Raw genomic sequence first — 24,830 nt, 5'->3', positions numbered from 1 at the left:
TACGAATGAACGGATATGAACGAATACAGGCAGCTCTAAAGGGAGAAAAGCCGGATAAAACACCGGTAATGCTGCATAATTTTATGATGGCGGCTGAAGAGGCCGGAGTGAGCATGGCAACTTATCGGGAAAATCCCAAAGTTGTATCTGACACTTTTATTAAATCGGTTGAAAAATATCAATTTGATGGAGTTTTGGTTGATTTGGATACCGTTACGTTAGCTGGAGCAGTGGGTGTGCCGATTGACTTTCCGGAGCACGAACCAGCAAGGTCTGCCATTGGAAACCTGAATGATTTAAGCGAAGTGAAATCGTTGAAAAAGGTCAATATTGAAAATTATCGCTATGTGCAAAACTGGCTCGAAGCGGTAAGTTTGATCAAGCAACATTTCGGTAATGAGATATTCGTGCGCGGCAATTGCGATCAAGCTCCTTTTTCACTCGCTAGCATGATGCGTGGTAGCCAGAATTGGATGCTGGACATGCTGATGGAAGAATCCGAAATGATTCAGGAACTACTGGAATATTGCTCCGACATTAGTTGTCAGTTTATTCGCCTGATGGCTCAAACAGGCTGCGACATGGTATCGAATGGTGATAGTCCTGCCGGTCCGGAAATGATTTCCCCTGAGATGTATGAAATGTTTGCCATGCCTTTTGAAAAACGGGTGGTAGATGTTGCTCACGAATGCAAGTTGCCTTACACTCTGCACATTTGTGGAGATACCGAGCCGATTATTGAAGCCATGTTTAAAACTGGTGCCGATGCATTCGAGCTTGACTACAAAACCAATGTGAATAAGGCATTTGAAGTATTTCATGACGATGCTTGTTTCATTGGAAATATCGATCCAAGTTCGGTGCTGGCAATGGGAAGCCCTGAATTGGTTGAAAAGAAAACCATCGAATTGATGAATATCTTCTCGAAAACCAATCGGTTTATTCTGAATGCAGGTTGTGCGATCCCTTCGAATACCCCAGAAGAAAACTTAAGAAGAATGATTCAAACAGCAAGAGAATATTGCTTTTGATAATATAGTTTTATTGGAGGTTTATTATGAAGTTGTTTAAATACAAAATGGAATTTCAAATGTTGATATTTGTATTCATCTTATTATTGACATAATAAATGTTTTCTCTGGATTTTCGAGGGAAGGATATATATTAATGTAGTTTTTCAGTTGCTGTCTGATGATGATGGATACCATTTTATAAAAAGCTTAATTTTAGCTTCAGTTTGCTCTTTCTCAAAGTAATCAGCATGTTGGGCTGCAAGTTCTTCTTAATCTGTTTGAAATACTATTTGAAATTCTCGAAATAGATGGGACTTACTTTTGAAAATAAAAAATAAGAATATTGTGAATCATTAAATTGAAAAGGAACAATTAAAAATATTCCGGGTTGCCGGACAACAATGATTTTTAGCAAAGTAAGATTTTACATCTTTTTCAAAGATCGTACTTTTTTTGAGTTGTTTAATGTTACGACTATTGTAAATAAAAACTAAATCTGAATATTATGAGTGACATATTATCTAAATTATCCGACTGCATTGAATTCGGAAAAATAAACCTTGCATCCCCATTTCCTCCTCAAATGAAAGAACAGGAAGGTGCCGATGAGCTGACTGCAAAAGCCCTTGCGCAAGGAATAAACCCTCAAAATGTTTTGACTCAGGGACTGATGCCCGGGATGGAAAGAGTAGGAGTTAAATTCCGCGAAAATAAAGTTTTTGTACCTCAGGTTTTGATGTCGGCCAAAGCGATGGGGACGGCCATGCTCCATTTAAAGCCTCACTTTCTGTCAGGGGCTGCCAAACAAAAAGGAACATTCATTATTGGAACTGTTTTGGGCGATTTGCATGATATCGGAAAGAATTTGGTAGCTATGATGGTTGAAGGAAGCGGCTACAAGGTAATAGATCTGGGAACCGATGTCGATGCAGCTAAATTTATTGCAGCCTTACGTGAGAATCCGGGGGCAGTGGTTGGATTGTCAGCTTTGCTAACTACGACGATGGTCAATATGGAGAAAATAACCCAAGAGATAAAACAGGCGCTTCCCGATACGTTAGTTACCATTGGTGGTGCCCCCGTGAACAACGATTTTTGCAATAAAATTGGAGCAGATAATTATTCGGCAGATCCACAGGGAGTTGTTGAGTTTTTGAATACTAAAGTTGCCTAAGTTATGAATGGATTGGAGCGTATTGAAAAAGTTTTCCGAATGGAAGAAGTCGACCGGATCCCTTGGGTTCCCTTTGTTGGCGTGCATGGTGGAAAACTGGTTGGTGTTGATGCCGAAGAATATCTCAAATCGGCTGACCGGGTGGTTGACGGAATTAGTAAGGCCGTTGAATTGTATCAGCCGGATGGTATTCCGGTGGTATTCGACCTGCAGATTGAAGCTGAGATATTGGGATGCAAGTTGGTTTGGAGTAAAGAGAATCCGCCTGCAGTGGTGTCGCATCCTTTAGCCGATGGCGTTGAGCTGAGTTCATTGAGTCTTCCTGAAAAATCGGATGGACGTTTCCCGATTGTGTTGGAAGCTACACGTGAACTTCGGGAAAAATACCCTGACGTCGCACTGTATGGATTAATCACCGGGCCATTCACCTTAGCCTTACATCTTTTAGGCACTGAAATCTTCATGAAATTATTTGAAGATCCGGATTACGTGAATGAATTGATGGATTTTTGTACTCAGGTGGGAATTAAACACTCGGAGATGCTATTGGATGCTGGCTGCGATGTTATCGCCGTGGTGGATCCGATGACCAGTCAGATTGATCCCATGTCGTTTGAAACTTTTGTTAGCCCTTATGTAAGTCAGATATTTGATTTTGTTCGGGCAAAGAAAAAATACAGTTCGTTTTTTGTATGCGGACATGCACAGCAAAATATTGAAGTGATGTTTGACTGTCGTCCAGATAATATTTCAATAGACGAGAACATTCCACTGGATTATGTCAAAGAAATTGCACTAAAGAAAGGGATTAGCTTTGGTGGAAACCTGAAGTTGACCAGTGTGTTGCTTTTGGGTAATGAATTGGATTCGAAAAAAGAAGCGGTGGATTGTCTGGACTTGGGAGGAACAAAAGGTTTTATCTTGGCGCCAGGTTGCGACCTGCCAATGGATACTCCCATTGCCAATTTGCAGGCAGTATCCGAGCAGGTTCATAATGAATATGCCCGGCAGGTAACCCGTGAGATGGAACATGTCTCATCGCTGGAGCCCCTTAACCTGGAAGGGCATTGGATTGAAGGAAAGGTAGTTGTTGATATTATCACGCTCGATTCAGCTTCCTGTGCTCCTTGCCAGTATATGGTTGAAGCTGTTAGGAAGGCGGCGAGCGAGTTTGCGGGGAATGTAGAAGTGAACGAGCATAAAATCAAGGATGTGGATGGTATCCGGATGATGATGGCTCTTGGTGTGCAGAATGTCCCAACAACCTGTATTAATGGGAAAGCTGAATTTATCAGCCAGATTCCTCGGAAATCGGAAATAGTGAAAGCCATAAAAAATGTCATGGGCTAATGAGCATTCCTTTGCATTTAATAACCGGCTTTTTAGGAAGTGGTAAAACATCATTCCTACATCATTATCTTAAAAATTCGGATTCAAAGAGTAATATCGCAATTATTCAGAATGAATTTTCTTCCATCAATATTGATGGAAGAAAATTTCAACAGGATGCAAGTTATCAGGTGTTGGAGATTAATAATGGTTCGGTTTTTTGTGTGTGTCTTCTGGGTTCGTTTATCAAGTCTTTGAATGAATTCGTCGAAAAATATCAACCCGATATGTTGATCATGGAAGCCTCTGGATTATCCGATCCGACAGGGGTAGGGCAGATTTTCCAATCGTCACAGTTGAAAGGGAAAATCTACCTGGAGCATGTGTGGTGTTTGGTTGATGCCTTAAACTTTAAGCGGATGCCATCGCTAAGGTTGCGAATGGAGCATCATTTGCGTTGCGCCGATACCATCATTATCAATAAAACGGATCTTGTTGGAAATGACACCGAAGAAATTGCAACTTGGATTAGACATGTCAATCCTTTTGCCCGCCAGTTGAAAGGAGAATATGGACGTGTGTCTACTTCTGGTTTCAAAAAGGCACTAAACCTGTTTCCTGATGATCAGAAAGGTGCCTTAGGAAGGCCTGATGTGGAGTCCGTTGTTATTCGAGGTCATCGAGGGATTCATCTTGAGCAGTTAAGCCGATTTATCGATCGAATAAAAAAGGATTGTATTCGCACTAAGGGTTTTCTGAAACTTAAAAATGGACAAGCTATCTTTGTACAGGGCGTTTTTTTAGAGTTTACTTTTCAGGAGGTGCCCTCATTTAAGGGGTCTGGAGAATTGGTGCTGATTGGAGCATTTAAGGGAAAGGAAAATCTTCAAATCATATACGATGAACATTGTTAAAACAGCAACTGAACTCAAATTTCATTTTATAGACCTCGTTATTGATCGAGATCAGATCATTAAGCTATTGGGCTATAGTTCGGATCGTTTGCCTGAGCCTTTTGGGAGTTACCTGGAGGAGGCCATACGGGATTGCAGCCATCTGAAAGATATTGGAGGCACTTACCAGATTATTGAGGAAGTTGAACTTGTGGGCCGGAGATCTTCAATTTTGGCTAACCACCTTGAGTTTAAAGTAGGAAGAACGATACGTAAAGAACTTGAAGGCGCAGAAAAACTGGCTTTTTTTGTTTGCACTGCCGGGGCTACACTGAGTAATAAAGCTGTTTCCATGCTCAAGGGAGAAGACCCTGTTTTGGGCTATGTTTATGATATTTTGGGAGGCGCCATTGCCGAAGCAGTGGGAGATAAGCTGCAGCAACTGATCAGGCAAAGGGTTAAAAAGGATGGTTGTAACATTACCAATCGCTACAGTCCCGGGTATTGCCACTGGGACGTGTCTGATCAGCACAAACTCTTTCGCTTGCTTGGAGGTAGTCCTAGCGGAGTAAGTTTGACACCTTCATCACTAATGAATCCAGTCAAATCAATTAGTGGAGTGATTGGCATTGGAAAGGATGTACACTTTCGGGAGTACCAATGTGACTTGTGCCAAATGAAGAATTGTTTTTACAAGAAGTAGTTGTCATGCCCATGGGTTGACGAACTTGAAGATTGAGGTATCAATATTTGTAGCATTGCGTATAGAATTGAATATTTATAGGGGTGAGTGATTTTTTTTTCGTTGGATTATTATTGGATTTAGTTAATGATTATGCTTCCTGTTATAGTCTCCTAAATAGATAAAAGCATGAATGTCTGATTTTTCCTTGAATTTTGCACATTGAGCATATGAATATTGAAGATAAGATATTGATAAATGAAATAAGGAAAGGGAACAGAGATGTATTTGAGCTTCTTTTCTTGCAATATTATCCTGTTTTGGTAAAATTTTCTGAAGGGTACCTTCAAAATCTTCATGCAAGTGAAGATCTTGTTCAATCTTTTTTTGTGATGTTTTGGACTAGTTCAGAGAATATTGATATCAAAATATCTCTCAAGGCTTATTTTTTTAAGTCCATTAAGAATTTGTGTCTGAATGAGATACGAGACAGAGGGGTTAGGGATAGGCATGAGGTTCTGTACATCGAATCTTTGATAAATTCTGAGGCTGGATCTGATTGCATTGATTCTGATATTTTTGATTTAATCAGGGAAGTTGTTAATGTCCTTCCACCTCAGATGGCTGAAATTTTCTGTGAGAAATATTATGGGGGGAAGAAGATAAAAGAAATTGCAGCGGATTTAAATATTACTGATGGTGCCGTAAAAACCCAATTATTCAGGGCAAGAACGATCCTTAAGGAGAAGCTCCTTAAATCGACAAGTATTAAATTCTTTTTATGATTTTGTAATTTCTTGTCAACCTTTTATAATGGGTCGTGTCCTGATAATATAAATTGACATTACTGGGATGAAAGACCTTTTTGATATTGGCATTGTCTGGAATAAAGTGCATCAAGTTATATCTGCTAAGCAAGATGAGCAATTAGATGCTTGGATAAATAAAAGTTCAAGAAATAAAGATTACTATCACAAACTTTTTTATTTTTTTAAATCGGGGTCGACATATAATGATGATGAGATTAATGTCGAAAAAGCCAAGAAAAAGGTTGCCTATAGAATATTTGTGGTCCCTAAAATACTTCGTGTTGGTCGGGTTGCAGCCTTTTTTATTGGAATTGTTGCTGCTGGGTTTCTTCTTTCGAAAGTTGTGCAATTTGAGTCTGTCGCCAAAAAGAATGTTCGGATTGGCCCCGGAAAGACTAAAGCAACTTTGATTTTGTCAGATGGTTCAAAACACAATCTTGGTGAATCCTATAATGTCGAGTTAAAGGAGAATGGGACCATTATTTCCAATTCTGGATCGGAATTAAGCTATGAAAAAGAAAAATCTACAACTTCTTATCAGTCGAAATCTCGGAAAATAAAGTATAATACTTTAAATATTCCGAGAGGAGGTGAGTTTTTTCTCTCTCTCTCGGACGGGACCAAGGTTTGGTTGAATTCAGAAACAATTTTGACCTATCCTTTGCAGTTTGGCGAACATGAGCGTGTGGTTGAGTTAATTGGCGAAGCCTATTTTGAGGTAAAGCATAACTCTGAAAAACCATTTAGAGTTAAAATTAATGGTCAGATCATAGAGGTTCTGGGAACTTCATTTAATATTAGTTCTTATCCAGATGAAAGTGAATCGAAAACTACTCTGGTTAATGGCTCGGTAAGAATAAGAATTAATGAATCAGATGAGAATGTAGCTCTGGAGCCGGGATATCAGTGTGTTGTGAATAGGTTTGGTCATAACTATTCGATTGAAGAAGTGAGTTTGAGGAAAGTAACAGCCTGGAAAGATGGGAATTATATATTTGAGGAGGAAACGCTTGAAACAATGATCTCAGTTTTGTCGAGGTGGTATGATTTTACATATTTATTTAAAACAAACGAAGCTAGAAATCTTAAGTTTAGTGGCAAACTTAAGCGTACAGATAAATTTGAAGATATATTAACCATAATTGAAAGGACTAATGAAGTAAAAATTAAAGTAGATGAAAAAAATGTAATTATTTATTAAAAAAGCGATAGGTACCGCTAATACCTACCGCTTGGCTTGTTTAAAAGCAAGTTTTAACTAACTGTTTAAAAACTCAAATCAAAACTATGAAAAAAAACTGGAATGTTTTGCCTTACAGGCAATGCAAGGTCATGTTACTGCGTATGAAATTTCTATTCTTATTCCTTTTTGTGTTTGTAATTCAGTCGAATGCAAGTATCTATTCTCAAAATACGAAACTTTCATTGAAGATAGAAAACACAAGAATCGAAGATGTGTTTAAGCTTTTCGAGGAGCAAAGTGATTTCTCATTTATTTACAGATCGGATTTATTTGTGAATGAAAGAAAGATTGATGTTAATGTAACCAACATTAGGATTGAGGAATTTCTAGAAGAGTATATTATATTGGCCGGCTATAGTTATGAGGTCATAAATCAGACCGTGGTTCTTAGAGAAAGAAAAAATCCAGAACCAATGCAATCGGTCACAGAAGAAACTCAGGAAAAGAAAGTAATTGGAAAGGTTTTGGATGAAACCGGAGCTCCATTGCCGGGTGTAACAGTGGTTGTGATGGGGGAAACTCGAGGAGTAATCACAGATGTCAATGGGAAATTTGAGATTTCTGTTTTACCAACAGATAAGCTTCGGTTTTCTTTTATCGGGATGGAAGATCAAACAATCTCAGTATTGGATAGCAAGGAGATCAACCTTATTATGCATTCTAAAACTGATGAATTGGATGAGGTAACTGTTGTCGCTTTTGGAAAACAAAAAAAGGAAAGTGTATTGTCTTCAATTTCAACAGTAGATGTTTCTGAGCTAAAAGTCCCGTCGAGTAACTTGACAACCGCAATGGCGGGTAAGATCTCCGGTATTATTTCTTATCAACGTAGCGGAGAGCCGGGGCAGGATAATGCAGAGTTCTTTGTTCGTGGGGTAACAACTTTTGGTTACGCAAAATCACCTCTTATTCTGATTGATGGGGTTGAAATGTCATCGAATGATTTAGCCCGTATGCAGCCGGATGATATTGCTAGTTTTTCAATTATGAAAGATGCGACTGCAACAGCGCTTTATGGAGCAAGGGGGGCAAATGGAGTTATATACGTAACGACCAAAGAAGGCAAGGAGGGTAAAGCAAAAGTCTCTTTAAGATTTGAGCGATCAGTATCTTCTCCTGTTCAGGAGGTAGAGCTTGCTGACCCAATAACATATATGAAGCTACATAATGAAGCTGTCAGGACAAGAGATCCTTTAGGTTTTCTTCCGTACCCTGAAAAAAAGGTTAATAATACAATCGCAGGTACAAATCCGAACGTGTATCCAGTAACGGACTGGTACAGAGTCTTGTTTAAAGAGAATACAGTTAACTCACGATTAAACTTCAATGTTAGTGGAGGAGGTAAGGTTGCTCGTTACTACGTTGCAGGGACATATGCTCAAGATAATGGCATGCTGAATGTTGATAAGCGAAATAACTTTAACAGTAATATCAATCTTCAAAAAATTCAATTGCGCTCTAATATTAATATAAATATTACAAAAAGCACTGAGACAGCAATTCGGTTTAATTCTTCTTTTGATGACTACACTGGTCCTATTGATGGCGGTAGCGGACTATATAATAAGGTGATGAGAAGCAATCCAGTACTGTTCCCTGCTTTTTATGAGCCCGACGAGGCAAACAGTTATTCGAACCATATACTGTTTGGTAATTACGGATCTGGGAATTATATCAACCCATATGCAGATATGGTAAAGGGGTATAAAGAATATAGTAGAGCCAATATTATTGCACAAATAGAGGTTAAGCAGAATTTATCAGGAATAACAGAAGGATTATCCGCAAGAGCAATGGGGAATACTGCCAGATACTCATTTTTTGATGTATCAAGATTTTATAATCCATACTATTACCAGATAAGAAGTTATGACAAAACAAAAAACAAGTACGCATTAGATCCAATAAATCCTGAAACTGGAACTGAATACCTCGGTTATAACGAAGGGGAAAAGAATGTAACTTCAGTATTTTATGGAGAGGCAGCTCTTATATACGATCGAATATTTGGAGAAAAACATAATATCAACGGGCTGGTCGTAGGTACGATGAGGCAAAGCCTTCAGGCTAATGCAGGAGGATTGCAGCAGTCTCTTCCATACAGAAACATGGGAGTATCTGGACGTTTTACTTATTCTTTTGATAGACGCTATTTTGGAGAATTTAACTTTGGATATAATGGATCAGAGCGTTTTTCTGAAGAACAACGTTTTGGTTTCTTTCCATCAGCAGGAATTGCATGGATTATTTCCAATGAACCCATGTGGCAGGACTTGAAAAAAGTTGTCTCCAACCTGAAACTCAAAGGAACATATGGGCTTGTTGGTAATGATGCTATTGGCGACGCTTCTGATAGATTCTTTTACCTGTCGCAGGTTAATATGAATTCAGGAGGAGCATCATTTGGAGAGCGTTTTGCTTATAGTAAAACGGGAGTATCAATAAATAGATACAAGAATAATGATATCACTTGGGAGACTGCCCGGAAACTAAATATCGGCGTTGAGATTGGGCTATTTGAAAAAATTAATTTACTGGTTGATGTCTTTAGGGAAGACCGAAGTAACATTCTAATGGATAGAAGTTATATCCCTGTCGAAATGGGACTTGAAGCAAAGGTAAGAGCCAATGTAGGAGAAGCTTATAGTGAGGGAATTGATATGTCTTTCGATTATCAGAATTACTTTAATGACCACACATGGTTATCAGTTAGAGGAAATTTTGTCTATGCCAGTGGAAAATTTAAATTTTACGAAGAGCCTGACTATAGTAAAACGCCATGGTTGTCAAGAGTTGACCAGCCATTGGGGCAAAGATGGGGATATATAGCAGAGAGGCTATTTATTGATGATAATGAAGTGGCAAACTCTCCAAAACAATTTGGCGAGTATGCAGCCGGAGATATTAAGTATAAAGATATTAATGGCGATGATGTTATTGACTTTAAAGATCAGGTTCCATTAGGATACCCTAATGTTCCTGAAATTATTTATGGATTTGGATTTTCTTCAGGATGGAAAAATCTTGATATCTCTTGTTTTTTACAGGGATCAGCCAGATCTTCCTTCTGGATAGACCCACGGGCAACTGCTCCATTTGTAGATGTTGACGGCAATGGCTCCATTGCCAGTAATAATGCCCTGTTGTCGGTATATGCAAATAACGTATGGACTGAAGAAAATCAAAATCCTTATGCATTATGGCCAAGATTGGCTAATCATATTGTTGAAAATAATACACAGGTAAGTACTTGGTATATGCAGAATGGTTCATTCCTACGCTTAAAATCAGTTGAAGCAGGTTACTCGTTACCTCAAAAATTATGCAACAAGATAGGCGCAGAACAGTTCAGGCTATATGTTAGTGGAACAAACCTTTATACTATTAGTAATTTTAAGCTTTGGGATCCGGAAATGGGGAGTAACGGACTTGGGTATCCTATCCAGAAAGTGTTTAACCTTGGCTTGCAACTATCATTCTAAACACAAAAAAATAACAATTATGGCAAAAAAAACACTTTACATAATAGCAATAACTATTATTGGTGCGTTATATCAATCCTGCAATTATTTAGATATTGTCCCAGATAATGTCGCAACGATTGAAAATGCATTTACGAATAGGGCAAATGCAGAAAAGTATCTCTTTACATGCTATTCATATCTGCCTGCTTATGGAGATGTCTATGCAAATCCTGCGTTTATGGCAGGAGACGAATTTTGGACATACGAAGAAATATTTGCTCACCCGGAAATATCTGCTCCTGCTTCTTTTCGCATTGCTAGAGGAACGCAAAATTCAAACAATCCTTACGTAGATTATTACGAAGGTCGAAATGGCGGAAAAAATCTTTATAAAGGTATTCGCTGTTGTAATACATTTCTTGAAGAGATTGACCAAGTATATGATATGACAGACATGGAAAAAAGCAGATGGAAAGCAGAGGCTCGGTTTTTAAGGGCATATTATCATTTCTGGATGTTACGCATGTATGGTGCTATTGATATTGTTGATAATAATCTCCCTGTAAGTACTTCACCTGAAGATCTTGTCTATAAAAGAGAGCCTTTTGATAAATGCATTGATTTTATTGTACAGGAACTAGATGATATTTCTGAACTACTTCCTCTCTCAATACAAAACACGATTGAGGAGATGGGGCGCATAACTCAGCCAATTGTTCTTGCTGTTAAAGCTCGAGTACTTATTACCGCAGCCAGCCCTCAGTTTAATGGAAATTCTATGTATCAGAATTTTAAGAATAGAGATGGAGAAGCACTCTTTGGGGCATATGATGTAAATAAGTGGAAGGTAGCAGCACAGGCCTGTAAAGAAGCTATCGATATTGCATTGCAGGCGGGACATTCGTTTTATGAAAGAGACTATTCATTAGCTGCGCTTTCCGCCGAGACACAACTAAAAATGACAATTAGAGGTGCTGTATCGGACAATTGGAATAAAGGAATTATATGGGGAGCCTCCATAGGCAGAGCTTCTTCTATACAAAACTATTGCCAGGCTTATCTTGATCCGAAAACAAAAAAGGGGGGACATATTAATCTTTTTATGGCTCCCACCTTACGAATAGCAAAACAGTTCTACTCTCAAAATGGGGTTCCAATTGATGAAGATGTTGATTGGCAGGATGTGGATATAATGAAATTAAGAACAGCTTCCGAAGACGAGAAATATTATATCAAAGAAGGAGAGAGTACCATACAGCTCCATTTCGACAGAGAACCTCGTTTTTATGCTTCACTTGGTTTTAATCGTGGAATCTGGTTTGGACAAGGTCGAACAATTGAAGCTGATTCATGGGTTGTGCAAGGATATATGGGTGAAGTTTCAAGTTTCTACGGTGAAAGATCATCTAAAACTGGGTACTATGCAAAGAAATTAGTCCATCCCAACAATACAGCCGGTATTTCCAGCTACAGCAGGGAAGATTATGCCTTCCCAATTATTCGCTTATCTGACCTTTATCTATATTATGCAGAGGCGTTGAATGAATTCAGCGGTCCCTCGCCGGATGTATACGAAGCAATAGATGAAGTTAGAGAACATGTAGGATTGAATGGCATTGTTTTCAGTTGGTCTTCCAGCTCGATTAATCCGGATAAGCCATCAAATAAAGATGGACTCAGAGAAATTATTCACCAGGAGAGATTAAATGAACTGGCATTTGAAGGACAAAGATTTTGGGATCTTAATCGTTGGCTAAAACAAGACCTATATATGAATAAACCCATAAAAGGATGGAATGTAAATGGCACAGATGCCGCTGACTTTTATCAAGAGACTGTTTTGTTTACACCACACCATACACCTAAAGATTATCTTTGGCCAATTAGAGAGTATATTCTTACGATTAATGAAAATATGGTCCAAACTATTGGCTGGTAATTGTTGTGTTCGTTATCCTCAATGCAAATAATAAACAAATAATCTTTTTGAAATGAATTTTTTATATAAATATATTCTGTGTGTAATACTAATTGCACAATCATTATTCTCTTGTCAAGAGAAGGTGTTAGGACCTATGGAATCAGATGGAGTTGCACCTGGAAAGGTAACAATAACTAATGTCGAAAATATTCCCGGTGGTGCTATTTTAAAGTTTGATCTCCCTGCTGATGAAGACTTGCTTGGAGTTGAGTTAGTTTATACTCTATCTAATGGAGATATTAAAGTAAAGAGAATCTCTAATTTTTCGAATTCAGTAAAAATTGAAGGCTTTGGTGATGCCAAAGAATATATTATTGACGTATATTCTATTGACAGGGGAGAAAATCGATCAGAAGCCGTTAAGGTTACAATTTCTCCTGTAAAGCCTCCCGTAAAACTCATAGAAGAGAGTATTAAGATGTTTGCTGACTTCGGGGGGGTTAAGTATATATGGTCGAATCCAACCGAATCCCCCGTTGCTTTACTTCTTATCGCTGAAGATTCAACTAAAACCACTTGGCAGGTATTGGATGCAGTATATACTTCGACGAAAGCAGGAGAATACTCCCTTCGAGGTCAAGATACTATAACTAGGCGTTTTGGTATTGTTGTTCGAGATCGGTGGGAAAATTATTCGGATACAATTACTCAGGAATTTAAACCGCTTTATGAAGAGCTAATTGAAAGTGACAAATTCCAGCAGATTCAATTACCCGGAGACACATGGCAAAATGATTTTGCGAATATGTGGAATTCGAATGTTGGAAGTATTTCAATTGGTGCTACTGATGGCTTGCCGATGTCATATACAATTGATCTGGGGCAAATAGTAAAGCTGAGCCGCTTTAAACTTTGGCACTATAACTGGGGAGTTCCGTACAACTATTTCTTGTACTACAATTTTAACTATAAAAATTTCAATATATATGGGTCAAATGATCCAAATTCTGATGGATCGTGGGATAGCTGGACGCTTTTAAAAGAGTGTGAAACCCATAAACCATCTGGTTTGCCGGCTGGGCGATCTGACGATTCGAGATATGTTACTCAGGAGGATATTGATTTTGCTAATTCGGGCTTTGAATTTGAAATGCCAATTGATGCTGAGCCATATAGATACTTAAGAATTGAGTTGATTAGTCCCTGGCTAATTGGGAATAAAAATGGAGCTGTTGGTTATTCCGAAATATATGGACAAAAAGTTAAATAGAATAATTTAGAAGATATGATAGTAAAAATTAGATACATTGTAATCCTTCTTATTGGGCTTACAATTTCATCCTGTAATTATATTGATAATATTTTCAGTGATATGGATGATACTCATAAAGAATACATAGAAGAAAGAGAGACCATATATCTTTCCAAACCAGTAGATGTAAAAAGTTATGCAGGAGAAGGCCGATTAAAATTATCCTGGACGATAATAAACGGGTATCGAGAAAAATCAATTATTGGCTATTACAACAATGGAGCTGATTCATTTCAGGTTGCTACACCCACACTATCAGACACTACAAAAATGGAATATATTTTGGACGGGCTTGATGAAGGTGACTACGCTTTTAATTTGTATTGCAAAGATGAAAAAGCTAACAGATCAATAAAGAGTATTGTATATGGCGCTGTTTTTGGCAATCGCTATAGATTACAAATACAGCCAAGAGCAATTAAAAATACTTCTTTAGATATTAATTCTTCACTCCATATAGAGTGGTTAAGTTATGGCTCTGGTGCAATTCTTTCCGAAATTAGATATTTTAATAGATTAGGAGAGAATCTTACTATAAATGTTCCTATTACAGAAAATAGAACATCTATAGTTGAAATTGATTCTGATAAAGAGATTATGACCAGAACTGCATTTTTACCACAACCAGCGGCAATAGATACGTTCTATACTGAGTGGACAACAGTGGACTTGACTGCAAGTCGCTCAAGGTAAGGGAACTACCTGTCTGTTAGGCTTGTTTGTCTTTACAAAATTATGACACAGCCTCTGAAGACTAGCTGATGAAATAAGAGGGTTTAGCTATTTATAACTAAGCCCTCTTATCAAATAACATAAGAACGTTCAGAATTATTCTCTAGTTCTGAATTGGGATGGATAAAGTGTGGAAGCAAATGGGCTATACAAATAAAGAATTAGAAGAGTATTTTACCGGACCTGCCTATTTCCCCTGGTTCCGCATGGGAAACATTTATAAACACAGCGGACCAGTTCCCAAAAATTTCTTTCCTAAAACAGTTGAATTGCAGAAAAAAATAATAGCAAAAATGCATGCATTGGGAATAAATCCGGTTGCTCCTTCTTTCGCAGGGTTTGTTCCACCTGGTTTCAAATCTAAGTTCCCTGATGCCAGTATAAGAAAAATTGATGTTTGGGCTAAGTTTAAAGCTCCTTATACAAGTCAGATCCTTCACCCACTATCCCCATATTTTCAGAAAATTGGGAATGCTTTCATCAAAGAATGGACTAAGCAATATGGAAAGGCCTCGTTTTTTCTTGCGGATGCTTTTAATGAAATGTTGCCTCCGGTAACCGGAGAAACGGAAGAAGCTAAATTGGAAGAACTTGCCCTATACGGAAAAACAATTTATGAGTCAATTACAACGGCAGAACCTGAAGGCACCTGGTTAATGATGGGGTGGATGTTTTTAATGGATAAAGATTTTTGGACAGAAGACAGGATGGAAGCTTTTTTTATCCGTATTCCTAACGATAAAATGATGGTATTGGATTTGTTTGCCGAATCACAGCCACAATTTTCCAGAACAAATAATTTTTATGGTAAGTCATGGATGTATAGCGTTATTCCTAATTGGGGAGGGAATTCTCAATTAGGGGGATGGTTAACAAAGTATGGGAGTATAATTCCTGAAATAAAACAAAGGAATGACGTTGGCAAGCTGGTTGCTTTTGGATATTCCCCTGAGGGAACAGAAAATAACGAAGTCATTTATGAACTTGTTTCCGATGCCATGTGGAGTGAGCAGCCAATTAATTACTCAGAATGGCTCAAAGGATATTGCGCTGCCAGGTATGGTTTAGTTTCTGAAAGTTTGGAAAAAGCCTGGAACTTGCTCTGCGAGTCTGTTTACAATAGGGAAGCAAGCCATTTAAATCGTTATCAGGGGCGTCATGATAATAGTGGGTATATCGGAATACGAAAAAGCCCTGTCCAAAACGCAAAAGTTGATTCAGCCTTAATCCTGTTCAACGAAAATTATGAAGAACTGCATGAAAACGAACTATATAAAAATGATTTAATAGAATTAGAAGCTTATGTTAGGGGAGCAAAAGCTGACTCTATTCTGGCTCAGTTCAAGGAAAGAGTAGAGCAAAAACGATTTAAGGAGGCTGACCAAATTTGGTTCGAGTTTTCGAATGAAATGAAACTGCTCGATAGTCTTTTTGCCGGTCATTCTCTTTTTCGTTTAGAACGATGGATAAACCTTGCACGGTCTTGGGGCGAAAATAAGGAACAGTGCGATTACTTCGAAGCCGATGCTAAACGGTTAATCTCCTATTGGGGAAGTTATCTGTCTGAATATGCTGCTAAAACCTGGAGAGGGATGGTTGCCGATTACTATCTTCCTCGTTGGGAAGCTTGGTATATCGCACAAAAAAAGGAAGAAACATTCGATTCTAAAGCATGGGAAAGGGCTTGGGTGGATACGCCTTGGAACGACTGGAATCAGAAGACCGATATATTATATCCAGAGAATTTGCAAAATAAAAATAAATTGAAATGAGTTATGAGGAATGATATAAGCGATTTAGTCTATTGCCAGATAATATTAAAAGATGAAAACGGATAGCGAGTTTATCTTTCGACTTTGGCTTAAAATATGATTTTGCAAGAACAGTGAAAAAGAAACTAAATAATGAAATCAGAAAGACTAAAATCGCTGGATGCCCTTCGTGGTTTTGATATGCTTTGGATTATTGGAGGAGAATTTGTTATCAGAAACCTGGCCAAAGCAACCGATTGGAAAGTGTTTAATGTATTGGCTCAACAAACCTTCCATAAAAGCTGGGAAGGATTCCATTTTTATGATTTAATCATGCCATTATTCTTATTTATGGTTGGCATGTCAATTCCATTTTCTTTTAACAAGAGAATATCGATGGGAGAATCCCGGATAACCATTTACATTCATTCTTTTAAAAGGGCTATAATATTATTTATTCTCGGAATGGTCTGCCAATGTAACCTGTTGGCATTCGATCCGGATAACATGTTTCTTATCCATGATACCCTTCAAGCTATTGCAATCGGTTATTTTTTTAGTACACTAATTTATTCAAGACTAAAAATAAAAGCACAATTAATTTTCACCTTTGGATTGGTAGGAATTTATTGGGGCATTATGCAGTTTGTTCCGGTTCCTGGTTATGAAGCCGGTTTGTGTACACATGAAATAAATCCTGCAAAATATCTCGACAAACTGGTGCTTGGCAAATTTGATGATCCTACAGCAGATTACACATGGGTATTAAGTTCTCTGGGTTTTGTTGCCACTGTAATGACCGGTGTTTTTGCAAGCACAATTATTAGGGCAGAAAAAATTAAAATGCGTTTGGTTCATTCACAAAACTCAATGATTCATAAAACAGTAATACTTGCAATTCTTGGAGCTTGTATGGTTACCGCCGGGCAGGTTCTAAATATTTGGTACCCCATTATAAAACGCCTTTGGAGCGCCTCATTCATACTTCACTCATCCGGATTAAGCTTTCTGCTAATTTCGGTTTTTTATTACCTCATCGATGTAAAGGGATACCAGCGCTGGGCGTTCTGGCTAAGAGTTATTGGAATGAACAGCATTGCTGTTTATATGGCAAGTTATCTGCTACCTTTTCAGAAGATAGGACCAATATTTATTTTTGGACTGGAAAAATGGACAGGAAGTTTTTATCCTGTTTTAAGTTCAATAATTTCTCTTGCAGTTGTTTATTTTATTATGTACTGGATGTACAAGAAAAAAACTTTTGTAAAAGTGTGATAGTTACTGTTTATGTCAACTTATTTGTATGCAATTAAAACAAAAATATAAAATGAGAAATAATTATCTAATCATCCTCTTAATAATTTTGATGATTCCCTACTCAGGAAAGAGTCAGGAAGCAAAAAGCAAAAATGATTTAGCAATAGAAGAGGCTGTAAGTGGAGTCCTAGAACGAACGTTTGGCGACAAACTAAAAGGAATAAAACTGTATGAGATTCCAGAAAAAGATAACCGAGATGTTTTTGAAATTGAAGCTCAAAACGGTAAAGTTTCAATAAGTGGCTCAAGCCCGGTTGCGCTTAGTCGCGGTGTTTATCAGTATATTCGCGATAATAAACTTGGTATGGTTACCTGGAATGGAACACGTCTTGACACTCCAGAAGCCTGGCCGGAAGTGGATAAAACGAGTTTCTCTACTCCATATAAAAATCGTTACTATCTAAATGTTTGTGCATTTGGTTATTCAACTCCTTATTGGGATTGGAACCGATGGGAGAAAGAGATTGACTGGATGGCCCTGCATGGAATGAATTTCCCGTTGGCATTGGTGGCGAATGAAGCAATTGCAACCCGGGTTTGGAAAAAACTTGGACTGAAGAAGGAGCAAATCGATGCATTTTATACGGGGCCTTCATTGTTGCCATGGCAACGCATGGGAAATATAAACGGCCTTGATGGCGATGTACTGTCTGATGAGTGGCACGAAGATCAAATTGCACTTCAGCATAAAATACTAAGCCGAATGAAAGAACTCGGGATGAGTCCTATCGTTCCGGCTTTTGCTGGTTTTGTCCCGAAAGGAATTACCGAAGTTTATCCTGATAATAAATTACTAGAAGTAAGTTGGGGAGGACTTCCTCAGAAATATCATGGTTATCTTTTAAGCCCGGGAACCCCATTGTTTAACAAAATAGGAAAGCTTTTTATTGAAGAATGGGAAAAGGAATTTGGGAAATGTAAATATTTTCTTGCTGATAGTTTTAACGAATTAGATCTACCAAAAACAGATCAGCCGGTAACCGAACTTTTGTCAGACTATGGAAGTGCTATTTATGAATCGTTAAGAGCAGCTAACCCCGATGCAGTTTGGGTTGTGCAAGGTTGGATGTTTACTTACCAACGTAATATCTGGAATAAAGAAACTACCAATGCTCTTTTTAGCCGAATCCCGGACGACAAATTGGTAATTTTGGATTATGCTTACGAATACAACGGCATAGCCTATAAAAACGGGTATAATTACGATGTTTTCGAGGGCTACAACAATAAACCCTGGATTTATGGATTTATGCTGAACAGCGGAGGGAAAACCGGTCACACGGGTGTACACGATTATTATGCGACAAATCCAATTGAGATGTTAAATTCTCCTTACCGAAAAAATCTTTCTGGTTTTGGATTTGCTCCTGAAGGAATAGAAAATAACGATGTTACGTTCGAATTGGTTGCCGATATGGCTTGGCGAAAAGAAGAAATAGATCTTGATACCTGGTATATTGATTATTCAAAAGCACGTTATGGAGCTTGTCCTGAAGCAATGGCTGAAGCATGGCAATTGTTACGCAAAACAAGTTATGGTACGATGACCGACCATCCACGCTTTGGTTTTCAATCTCATGGATTGTGGTTTCAGGGAACAATAAATAAGGATCCACGTGTTTTAGAAGCCATTGAAAAATTTCTTTCGTGTGCCGACGAGTTAAAAGATTCAGAACTCTACAAGGCTGATGCAATGGAATTCGCAGCAACGGCACTTTGCCACAAAGCAGAAGATTGGTTTGGATATGCCTACAATGCGCACCAGTCATTTCAGCCCGAGATTCGTGACGAAGCGGGTGCATGGGCTTTACAATTACTTACCGATGCTGATAGATTGCTTGAAGATCATCCAACATTAAACCTTGAACGCTGGATTAACTTTGCACGCTCGCATAGCAATAATCCTGAGGTGCAGGACAAATACGAACTCGATGCGAGAAGGATTGTAACGGTTTGGGGTGCACCCAAAATAAAATCGGGGGTAAACGATTATGCAGCCCGTATGTGGGGTGGTTTAATTCGCGATTACTACCGCGATAGAATGGCGCTAAATTTAAAATGTTTAAGAGAGAACAAACCCTTTGATAAACGGGCATTTGAAGATGCTTGGGTGTTAAAAAAAGGAGTTAGCGAAATCGAACCTTTTTCAAATCCGCTTGAGGCAGCACAAGAACTGGTAAAAAATGCGATTAATAAACCCATACCTGTAATACCAGAAATTAGTGACCGAATTATTGGCGACTGGACCTCTAGTGAATTGTCAGAAAATTGGATTACAAAAGAATGGGCTATAAAAAGAGAATATATTTCACAAATAAAAGGTGTTAAATTCGAATATATCAAGGGGAGTCAAACCAGTAGAATTCAAATTGTGGAATTGGTTGCCGATGGAAAAGTTATTGCAAGTGACAACCATATCGAGTCAGTTGGACATAATTTGTCACCACAATATGTGCTGGATGTTCCCAATGACACAAAAGCAAATAACGGTCTTGTTTTACGGGTTTCCCTTTCAGCTGCAGAGGATGGGGGGAAAGTCAGTGGTAGGGTTATTTTGATATTAGATAGTGATGAGTAGATCCTATTTGAAAGTGCAATATTTGACAAAATGGGAAGTAAAGTTCATTCCATGAAATGAGCGGAAAGTTAGGTTGATTTTTTTAATCTTAGAGTAATAATTGAATACGACTAAAGATTAAGCATCGGTTAATAGTTGTTTGACTTATGAATTGTACTGAACAGATAAGTAGGCTACTAGAGTAGTATTCCTATGAATTAAATAAGGAATGTGAAATATTTATTGCTTATATTTTCACTTTTGAAGAAAATCCCGAGAGGAAGCTTTTGCTCTCGGGATTTAATTTTGACAAATTAATTATATTGCGATAGAAATAGCTTATCAAAGTAGCATCCTGAAAATCTGAAATTTAATTTGTTAATGGGTTGGTTTTGGGAAGATCCAGAATATTAACACAATTAAATTTTATACTATGGAGATGTATTGGGATATCATCTTTGAACTGAAAATGGAGTTGTCAAAGATAGAGGCCGTCTCAACTAATGTTATTGATCAGGTGGAGTATGCCATTGGACATTGCAAGATTGCTTTGGAGAAATTGCGCAAATTGGTTGTGGTAAAGGGATTCCCCGATCGCGAATCGGAGATTCTGTTTTTCAAGGAAATCAAGCCTGCGGCCTATGGACGGTTACTGTATTATCAATTGGTTTTCGAGATTGAAAGTAAACGCAGAAACGCCGATGTCATGTTAACCAAACGGTACCTTCAGAACTGCCTTTACAAAATCAATGAGTTCATGGAGAAGCGTCATCTGAAAGTACAGTATTACCGTTGTGGCTATAAGCATTTGGATGAGCAGTATTTTCTACGATCAAACGCTGAAATTCCCCTGGAGTTGAGAGACAGCAGAGAGCTATTGGATGAAGCTTTTTTTACCTGGCACGACCATACCTTTTCGGTGATTATGGCCAACGAAATGCTGCTGGATTACCTCAGTAAAGAAATCGAGAAACTCGAAAACCCTGGCAATAACAAAGTCAATGGGGCCAATTCAAGCTACCTATGGTGTGGTAAAAAGATTGACTTGGCAGAGTTGATCTATGCCTTGCATTATGCGAAAATGGTCAATGGAGGAAAAACAACGATTCGGGAACTTGCGGAAATGTTCGGACAGTTATTTGGGGTGGAGCTGAGTAAGGATATTTACCGTTTCCATGCTGAAATCCAGCAACGAAAAATTGATCGTACCAAGTTTTTGGATTTTTTACGCTCGGTGCTTCAGCAACGCCTGGATGAGGATAACGAATAAATCAGAATATTAACGTTCAAAAAGCTAAATGCCATGTCAATCGAAACACCAAAAGTTCGTAAAAATGTTGATTTGATTAATGCCTTTTCTGGCTGCCCCATGGGCAAACCCTTGGAAGATTGTCCTTTTCGCGCTTACTATGAGCTCAACAATGAACGGGAGCAGATTTTGCAAATTGAAAGCATTGAGCAGGAAGAACTGGATCGGATGAGGGAATTTCACCGGGAATGTGTACAGCACTATCGTGAAAGGAAAAGAAAAGGAATGGCTGTGTCTTCGTGATATATTTTAGTTTCGGACTATTTCCCGATTCACCTGAAAACCACACATGTCTTGATTCTACTTTACGATAAAAAACACCTCACCTGACAAGCCATTGATAACAAATTAATGCTGAAGGCTGCAATTTTGAATGAAATCAAAATGATCGTTTCGATTTAGCGAGTGTAAAACCCAACTTATTTGGGCCTTACCAAGCGAGAGAAACGACTGATAATAATGAATCATTCAAAAGTAAACGTTATGCCATCAGAAATTTTAACCACCGACGATCTTCTTGAGTTCAAAATCGAATTATTCGACGAGCTTAAAAAACTGTTCAAAGAAAACCAGGGGCTGCCTTCCAAGAAGTGGCTTCGTTCGGGCGAAGTCCGTAAGTTGTTGGGTATTTCCCCGGGAACCCTTCAAAATATGCGGGTAAACGGTACGCTTCCCTTTACCAAAATGGGAGGTGTTTTGTACTACGATGCTCAGGATATCTACAAGATTCTGGAAAAGAACAAAAGCCAGTCGCTCATTCGATTGGGGCAACGGTAATGAATTACCTCCGGCATCTAAACGGTTTCTTTGAGCGGCTGGCCGGGGATAAACGCCTGTCATCCTACCACATCAGCCTGTACCTGGCCTTGTTTTGGCAATGGAATGCCTGCCGGTTTCAAGACCAGTTTGTAATTTCACGGGCGGACATGATGGAGCAGGCCCGGATTGGTTCTGCCAATACCTATGCCCGCTGCATGAAAGAACTAACCGACTGGGGCTACATTCACTACAAATCATCCTCCAACCTGCACCGGGGCAGCGAAGTCCGTTGCATTCGGTTTGATCAGACAACTGACTCTCCTGCTGATGCTGATTTTGGTACCAGTATCAACGCCGGGACTGCAGAAGATACCGGAAAAGATACAACAGGAGATACCAGTTCTGCCACCAAGCTTAAAACTGATACGACAGGGAAGACAGCAGACGATACCAGTACCAATTCGAAGACTGCACGAAATGCATCAGTTAATACCGCAGGAAAGACTGGTATTATAGGCGATATCAAAAAAGATACTTCAGCCAATACTACAAATGTTAGTGGCAGGACTACCAGTCGCAAATTGGATACTGCAAAGGATACCTCCAATCCCCAGGATCATTTTACCGGTATACAAGCTGATACCGGAATTGATACAGCAAGTGATACACTTCTTATAAAGAATACAAACAAGAATAAACAAGAAGAGAATCAAAAGAGGGTCGAAAATCATAGAAGTGAAAATCGACTAGAAAAAGTGAACATGGAAAATTGGAGACCCGGGAAGAATCTGGAAACAGAAGAAGAGTCCGGAATTCCAGATTTTTCGGAAGTGTTACATTTCTTTGAGCAAAATCGATTCCCGCCAATTGAAGCCCAACAGTTTTATTCCCGTTACCTGTCCCTGGGATGGAAAACCGGAAATGCGCAACGAATTGTTTCCTGGCAAGCCCTTGCCCGGAAATGGATGTTAAACAGCCAAACACAAAAAAATCATGAAAGACCATTCAATCAAATCGGCGCAGGCCGCTTCAGCATCGCAACCGACAAGGATTATTCAGAGCCCTTATGAGCAAATTGCAGCGTTTAAAGGTGGGGTATTCCATTTCAATTTTCAGAAAAGTGTGCTCTGGATGGAAGAAAAAGGGAAAATGTTATTCGGGGATAATTTTGCCATTGCTCCCGCAGATCTGAACCTGATCTACAAACTGTTGATCTATGCCATTGGAGACAAGGAGAATGCAGAAAGACTGGGTCTCAACCTGAGGAAAGGCTTGTTGATTTCGGGACCAATTGGTTGCGGAAAGAGTTCGCTGGCCAGGCTGATCAGCTATTTTTGTCCGCGCGAAAAACAGTTTATGGTCAAGCCCACCCGGGAAATCAGCTTTGAGTTTGAAAAAAACGGGTATTCGGTGATCAATCATTACAGCAAGGGATCGTATTTTCGGATTGGTGGGGTGCCCGTGCCCCAGGTGTACTGTTTTGACGACCTGGGCCTGGAACAAACCCCCAAACACTTCGGAAACGAATGCAATGTGATGGCGGAAATCCTGCTGGCCCGCTACGACCTGTTTGTTGCCAAACGTATGCTGACTCATTTGACAACCAACCTTTCGGCCTCGGAACTGGAAGCGATTTACGGGAACCGGATTCGTTCCCGGATGCGCGAAATGTTTAACCTGGTCGCCTTTGATAAAGCAGCGAAAGACAAACGGGTATGATGCCCCTGCGGCCCGTTCACTTCGTTTGCTATGCACTTCGGGAACAAGCCTCGGGCTGCCAGTGAAAGCGGCCTGCCTGGGTTCAACAAGCAGCGTCAGGACAATGCCTGACGAACCGCTCTGTTCTCACACGCAGGCAACTTTCTGCTTTTAACAGGTTTTATCCCTTGATTTTTTAGAGTGTATGATCCTACTTTAAAGGTTTTCCCGTGCACCGGAACCATCGCTCAGGCTCGCTCAACCGCTTCCTTTATCCGCTCGCTGCCGCGCACGAAACCAGTCGCTGTTTCGCTCACCTTCACTCCGAAGCCGGTTTGCACCCCACGGCAAGAGTCGCCCCGTTTGTTTCGCTTCGCTCCACGCCCGGGCGACACTTGCCTTTAGCCTGCCCACTTCAATAATTTGTCCTTTGAAATTTCCAATCAGCCAAAACCAAAAGGAAAGCCAATTTAACCGGTCTCCCGAAGTCCTGCGCTAAGCAAACTGCAAGGCCAGAGCAAGTGGCCCACCTTGCCTTTATTGTTTTTCGAGCTGCTAAGGAGGCTTATTTTCGGTTAGGTGGTCCAGCCTTGCACTTTTGCCCCGACCGGCTGAGCAATGGGCTTTCTTTCTTTTTTTGCCTTTTTTCTTTCTTTGAGGTAATGGTTTGTGAGCATTTCAAAATCCAATAAAATACCCCATTAAAGAAGGGTTTATTCCCCCATAAGAACCTTGGGACGAGCAAATCCATTCAAAGAGCCTGAAAATAAAAGCGCTCCCTGTTTTTTGCTTAACCATATAAAACACCCCACCTGACAAAGACTGTACAAAAAGTCAGCGCCTGCTTTCCAACCTTTGTTGCGGTGA

19 protein-coding genes are annotated in these 24,830 nt (G+C 39.2%); all 19 read left to right on the top strand.

The window, feature by feature from the left end; all coding sequences use genetic code 11:
- Nucleotides 1–5: 5 nt before the first annotated feature.
- The 19 genes from ACRD6K_RS03885 to ACRD6K_RS03795 all read left to right on the top strand — a co-directional run bounded on the left by ACRD6K_RS03885 (nt 6) and on the right by ACRD6K_RS03795 (nt 23,984).
- Nucleotides 6–1,031, top strand: a complete 1,026-nt coding sequence (locus tag ACRD6K_RS03885) for a uroporphyrinogen decarboxylase family protein (RefSeq protein WP_299577995.1) — start codon at nt 6–8, stop codon at nt 1,029–1,031.
- 487 nt (nt 1,032–1,518) lie between these two features.
- Nucleotides 1,519–2,187 (top strand): corrinoid protein, encoded by a 669-nt coding sequence (locus ACRD6K_RS03880; RefSeq protein ID WP_430972159.1) that lies wholly within the window; start codon nt 1,519–1,521, stop codon nt 2,185–2,187.
- Between the two features lie 3 nt (nt 2,188–2,190).
- Nucleotides 2,191–3,537 carry a uroporphyrinogen decarboxylase family protein gene (locus ACRD6K_RS03875; protein WP_430972158.1) on the top strand — a complete coding sequence of 449 codons (1,347 nt, stop codon included), beginning with the start codon at nt 2,191–2,193 and terminating at the stop codon, nt 3,535–3,537.
- A complete protein-coding gene (locus ACRD6K_RS03870; protein ID WP_430972157.1) occupies nt 3,537–4,430 on the top strand; it encodes a CobW family GTP-binding protein in 894 nt (297 codons plus the stop codon). Before ACRD6K_RS03875 ends, ACRD6K_RS03870 begins: the two co-directional genes overlap by 1 nt.
- A complete protein-coding gene (locus tag ACRD6K_RS03865; RefSeq protein ID WP_430972156.1) occupies nt 4,417–5,112 on the top strand; it encodes a vitamin B12 dependent-methionine synthase activation domain-containing protein in 696 nt (231 codons plus the stop codon). Before ACRD6K_RS03870 ends, ACRD6K_RS03865 begins: the two co-directional genes overlap by 14 nt.
- 209 nt (nt 5,113–5,321) lie before the next feature.
- Nucleotides 5,322–5,876 carry an RNA polymerase sigma factor gene (locus ACRD6K_RS03860; protein WP_430972155.1) on the top strand — a complete coding sequence of 185 codons (555 nt, stop codon included), beginning with the start codon at nt 5,322–5,324 and terminating at the stop codon, nt 5,874–5,876.
- A 67-nt stretch (nt 5,877–5,943) separates the two neighbouring features.
- Entirely contained in the window at nt 5,944–7,101 is a 1,158-nt protein-coding gene (locus ACRD6K_RS03855; RefSeq protein WP_430972154.1) for a FecR family protein, read from the top strand.
- 86 nt (nt 7,102–7,187) lie between these two features.
- The gene (locus ACRD6K_RS03850) at nt 7,188–10,625 is read left to right on the top strand and encodes a TonB-dependent receptor (RefSeq protein ID WP_430972153.1); all 3,438 of its coding nucleotides are present in this window, start codon (nt 7,188–7,190) and stop codon (nt 10,623–10,625) included.
- A 19-nt stretch (nt 10,626–10,644) separates the two neighbouring features.
- Complete coding sequence (locus ACRD6K_RS03845; RefSeq protein ID WP_430972152.1) at nt 10,645–12,546, top strand: RagB/SusD family nutrient uptake outer membrane protein; 1,902 nt, start codon at nt 10,645–10,647, stop codon at nt 12,544–12,546.
- A 52-nt stretch (nt 12,547–12,598) separates the two neighbouring features.
- Nucleotides 12,599–13,798, top strand: coding sequence for a DUF5000 domain-containing lipoprotein (locus tag ACRD6K_RS03840; protein ID WP_430972151.1), 1,200 nt, complete (start codon nt 12,599–12,601; stop codon nt 13,796–13,798).
- A 15-nt stretch (nt 13,799–13,813) separates the two neighbouring features.
- Nucleotides 13,814–14,533: a DUF4998 domain-containing protein gene (locus ACRD6K_RS03835; protein WP_430972150.1), complete on the top strand. Its 720-nt coding sequence runs from the start codon at nt 13,814–13,816 to the stop codon at nt 14,531–14,533.
- A gap of 158 nt (nt 14,534–14,691) precedes the next feature.
- Nucleotides 14,692–16,344, top strand: a complete 1,653-nt coding sequence (locus ACRD6K_RS03830; RefSeq protein WP_430972149.1) for an alpha-N-acetylglucosaminidase TIM-barrel domain-containing protein — start codon at nt 14,692–14,694, stop codon at nt 16,342–16,344.
- Nucleotides 16,345–16,476: 132 nt separating this feature from the next.
- Nucleotides 16,477–17,598: an acyltransferase family protein gene (locus ACRD6K_RS03825; RefSeq protein ID WP_430972148.1), complete on the top strand. Its 1,122-nt coding sequence runs from the start codon at nt 16,477–16,479 to the stop codon at nt 17,596–17,598.
- Between the two features lie 52 nt (nt 17,599–17,650).
- Nucleotides 17,651–20,218 carry an alpha-N-acetylglucosaminidase gene (locus ACRD6K_RS03820; protein WP_299578006.1) on the top strand — a complete coding sequence of 856 codons (2,568 nt, stop codon included), beginning with the start codon at nt 17,651–17,653 and terminating at the stop codon, nt 20,216–20,218.
- 412 nt (nt 20,219–20,630) lie between these two features.
- Entirely contained in the window at nt 20,631–21,467 is an 837-nt protein-coding gene (locus ACRD6K_RS03815) for an RteC domain-containing protein (protein WP_430972147.1), read from the top strand.
- Between the two features lie 33 nt (nt 21,468–21,500).
- Nucleotides 21,501–21,749, top strand: a complete 249-nt coding sequence (locus ACRD6K_RS03810; protein WP_430972146.1) for a hypothetical protein — start codon at nt 21,501–21,503, stop codon at nt 21,747–21,749.
- 240 nt (nt 21,750–21,989) lie between these two features.
- Nucleotides 21,990–22,283 carry a helix-turn-helix domain-containing protein gene (locus tag ACRD6K_RS03805; RefSeq protein ID WP_430972145.1) on the top strand — a complete coding sequence of 98 codons (294 nt, stop codon included), beginning with the start codon at nt 21,990–21,992 and terminating at the stop codon, nt 22,281–22,283.
- The gene (locus ACRD6K_RS03800) at nt 22,283–23,335 is read left to right on the top strand and encodes a hypothetical protein (RefSeq protein ID WP_430972144.1); all 1,053 of its coding nucleotides are present in this window, start codon (nt 22,283–22,285) and stop codon (nt 23,333–23,335) included. Before ACRD6K_RS03805 ends, ACRD6K_RS03800 begins: the two co-directional genes overlap by 1 nt.
- Complete coding sequence (locus ACRD6K_RS03795) at nt 23,259–23,984, top strand: P-loop NTPase family protein (protein ID WP_430972143.1); 726 nt, start codon at nt 23,259–23,261, stop codon at nt 23,982–23,984. Before ACRD6K_RS03800 ends, ACRD6K_RS03795 begins: the two co-directional genes overlap by 77 nt.
- The last annotated feature ends 846 nt before the right edge of the window (nt 23,985–24,830 follow it).

The sequence above is a fragment of the Sunxiuqinia rutila genome, assembly GCF_050589705.1.
Lineage (GTDB): Bacteria > Bacteroidota > Bacteroidia > Bacteroidales > Prolixibacteraceae > Sunxiuqinia > Sunxiuqinia rutila.
Note: the sequence above shows the minus strand (reverse complement) of the source record. Positions and strands in the feature narration are given on the sequence as shown.

Excerpts from the sequence above, each read along its gene's own strand:
- ACRD6K_RS03885 (WP_299577995.1), top strand. The coding sequence starts at position 6 with ATGAACGGATATGAACGAATACAGGCAGCTCTAAAGGGAGAAAAGCCG.
- ACRD6K_RS03880 (WP_430972159.1), top strand. The coding sequence starts at position 1,519 with ATGAGTGACATATTATCTAAATTATCCGACTGCATTGAATTCGGAAAA.
- ACRD6K_RS03875 (WP_430972158.1), top strand. The coding sequence starts at position 2,191 with ATGAATGGATTGGAGCGTATTGAAAAAGTTTTCCGAATGGAAGAAGTC.
- ACRD6K_RS03870 (WP_430972157.1), top strand. The coding sequence starts at position 3,537 with ATGAGCATTCCTTTGCATTTAATAACCGGCTTTTTAGGAAGTGGTAAA.
- ACRD6K_RS03865 (WP_430972156.1), top strand. The coding sequence starts at position 4,417 with ATGAACATTGTTAAAACAGCAACTGAACTCAAATTTCATTTTATAGAC.
- ACRD6K_RS03860 (WP_430972155.1), top strand. The coding sequence starts at position 5,322 with ATGAATATTGAAGATAAGATATTGATAAATGAAATAAGGAAAGGGAAC.
- ACRD6K_RS03855 (WP_430972154.1), top strand. The coding sequence starts at position 5,944 with ATGAAAGACCTTTTTGATATTGGCATTGTCTGGAATAAAGTGCATCAA.
- ACRD6K_RS03850 (WP_430972153.1), top strand. The coding sequence starts at position 7,188 with ATGAAAAAAAACTGGAATGTTTTGCCTTACAGGCAATGCAAGGTCATG.
- ACRD6K_RS03845 (WP_430972152.1), top strand. The coding sequence starts at position 10,645 with ATGGCAAAAAAAACACTTTACATAATAGCAATAACTATTATTGGTGCG.
- ACRD6K_RS03840 (WP_430972151.1), top strand. The coding sequence starts at position 12,599 with ATGAATTTTTTATATAAATATATTCTGTGTGTAATACTAATTGCACAA.
- ACRD6K_RS03835 (WP_430972150.1), top strand. The coding sequence starts at position 13,814 with ATGATAGTAAAAATTAGATACATTGTAATCCTTCTTATTGGGCTTACA.
- ACRD6K_RS03830 (WP_430972149.1), top strand. The coding sequence starts at position 14,692 with ATGGATAAAGTGTGGAAGCAAATGGGCTATACAAATAAAGAATTAGAA.
- ACRD6K_RS03825 (WP_430972148.1), top strand. The coding sequence starts at position 16,477 with ATGAAATCAGAAAGACTAAAATCGCTGGATGCCCTTCGTGGTTTTGAT.
- ACRD6K_RS03820 (WP_299578006.1), top strand. The coding sequence starts at position 17,651 with ATGAGAAATAATTATCTAATCATCCTCTTAATAATTTTGATGATTCCC.
- ACRD6K_RS03815 (WP_430972147.1), top strand. The coding sequence starts at position 20,631 with ATGGAGATGTATTGGGATATCATCTTTGAACTGAAAATGGAGTTGTCA.
- ACRD6K_RS03810 (WP_430972146.1), top strand. The coding sequence starts at position 21,501 with ATGTCAATCGAAACACCAAAAGTTCGTAAAAATGTTGATTTGATTAAT.
- ACRD6K_RS03805 (WP_430972145.1), top strand. The coding sequence starts at position 21,990 with ATGCCATCAGAAATTTTAACCACCGACGATCTTCTTGAGTTCAAAATC.
- ACRD6K_RS03800 (WP_430972144.1), top strand. The coding sequence starts at position 22,283 with ATGAATTACCTCCGGCATCTAAACGGTTTCTTTGAGCGGCTGGCCGGG.
- ACRD6K_RS03795 (WP_430972143.1), top strand. The coding sequence starts at position 23,259 with ATGAAAGACCATTCAATCAAATCGGCGCAGGCCGCTTCAGCATCGCAA.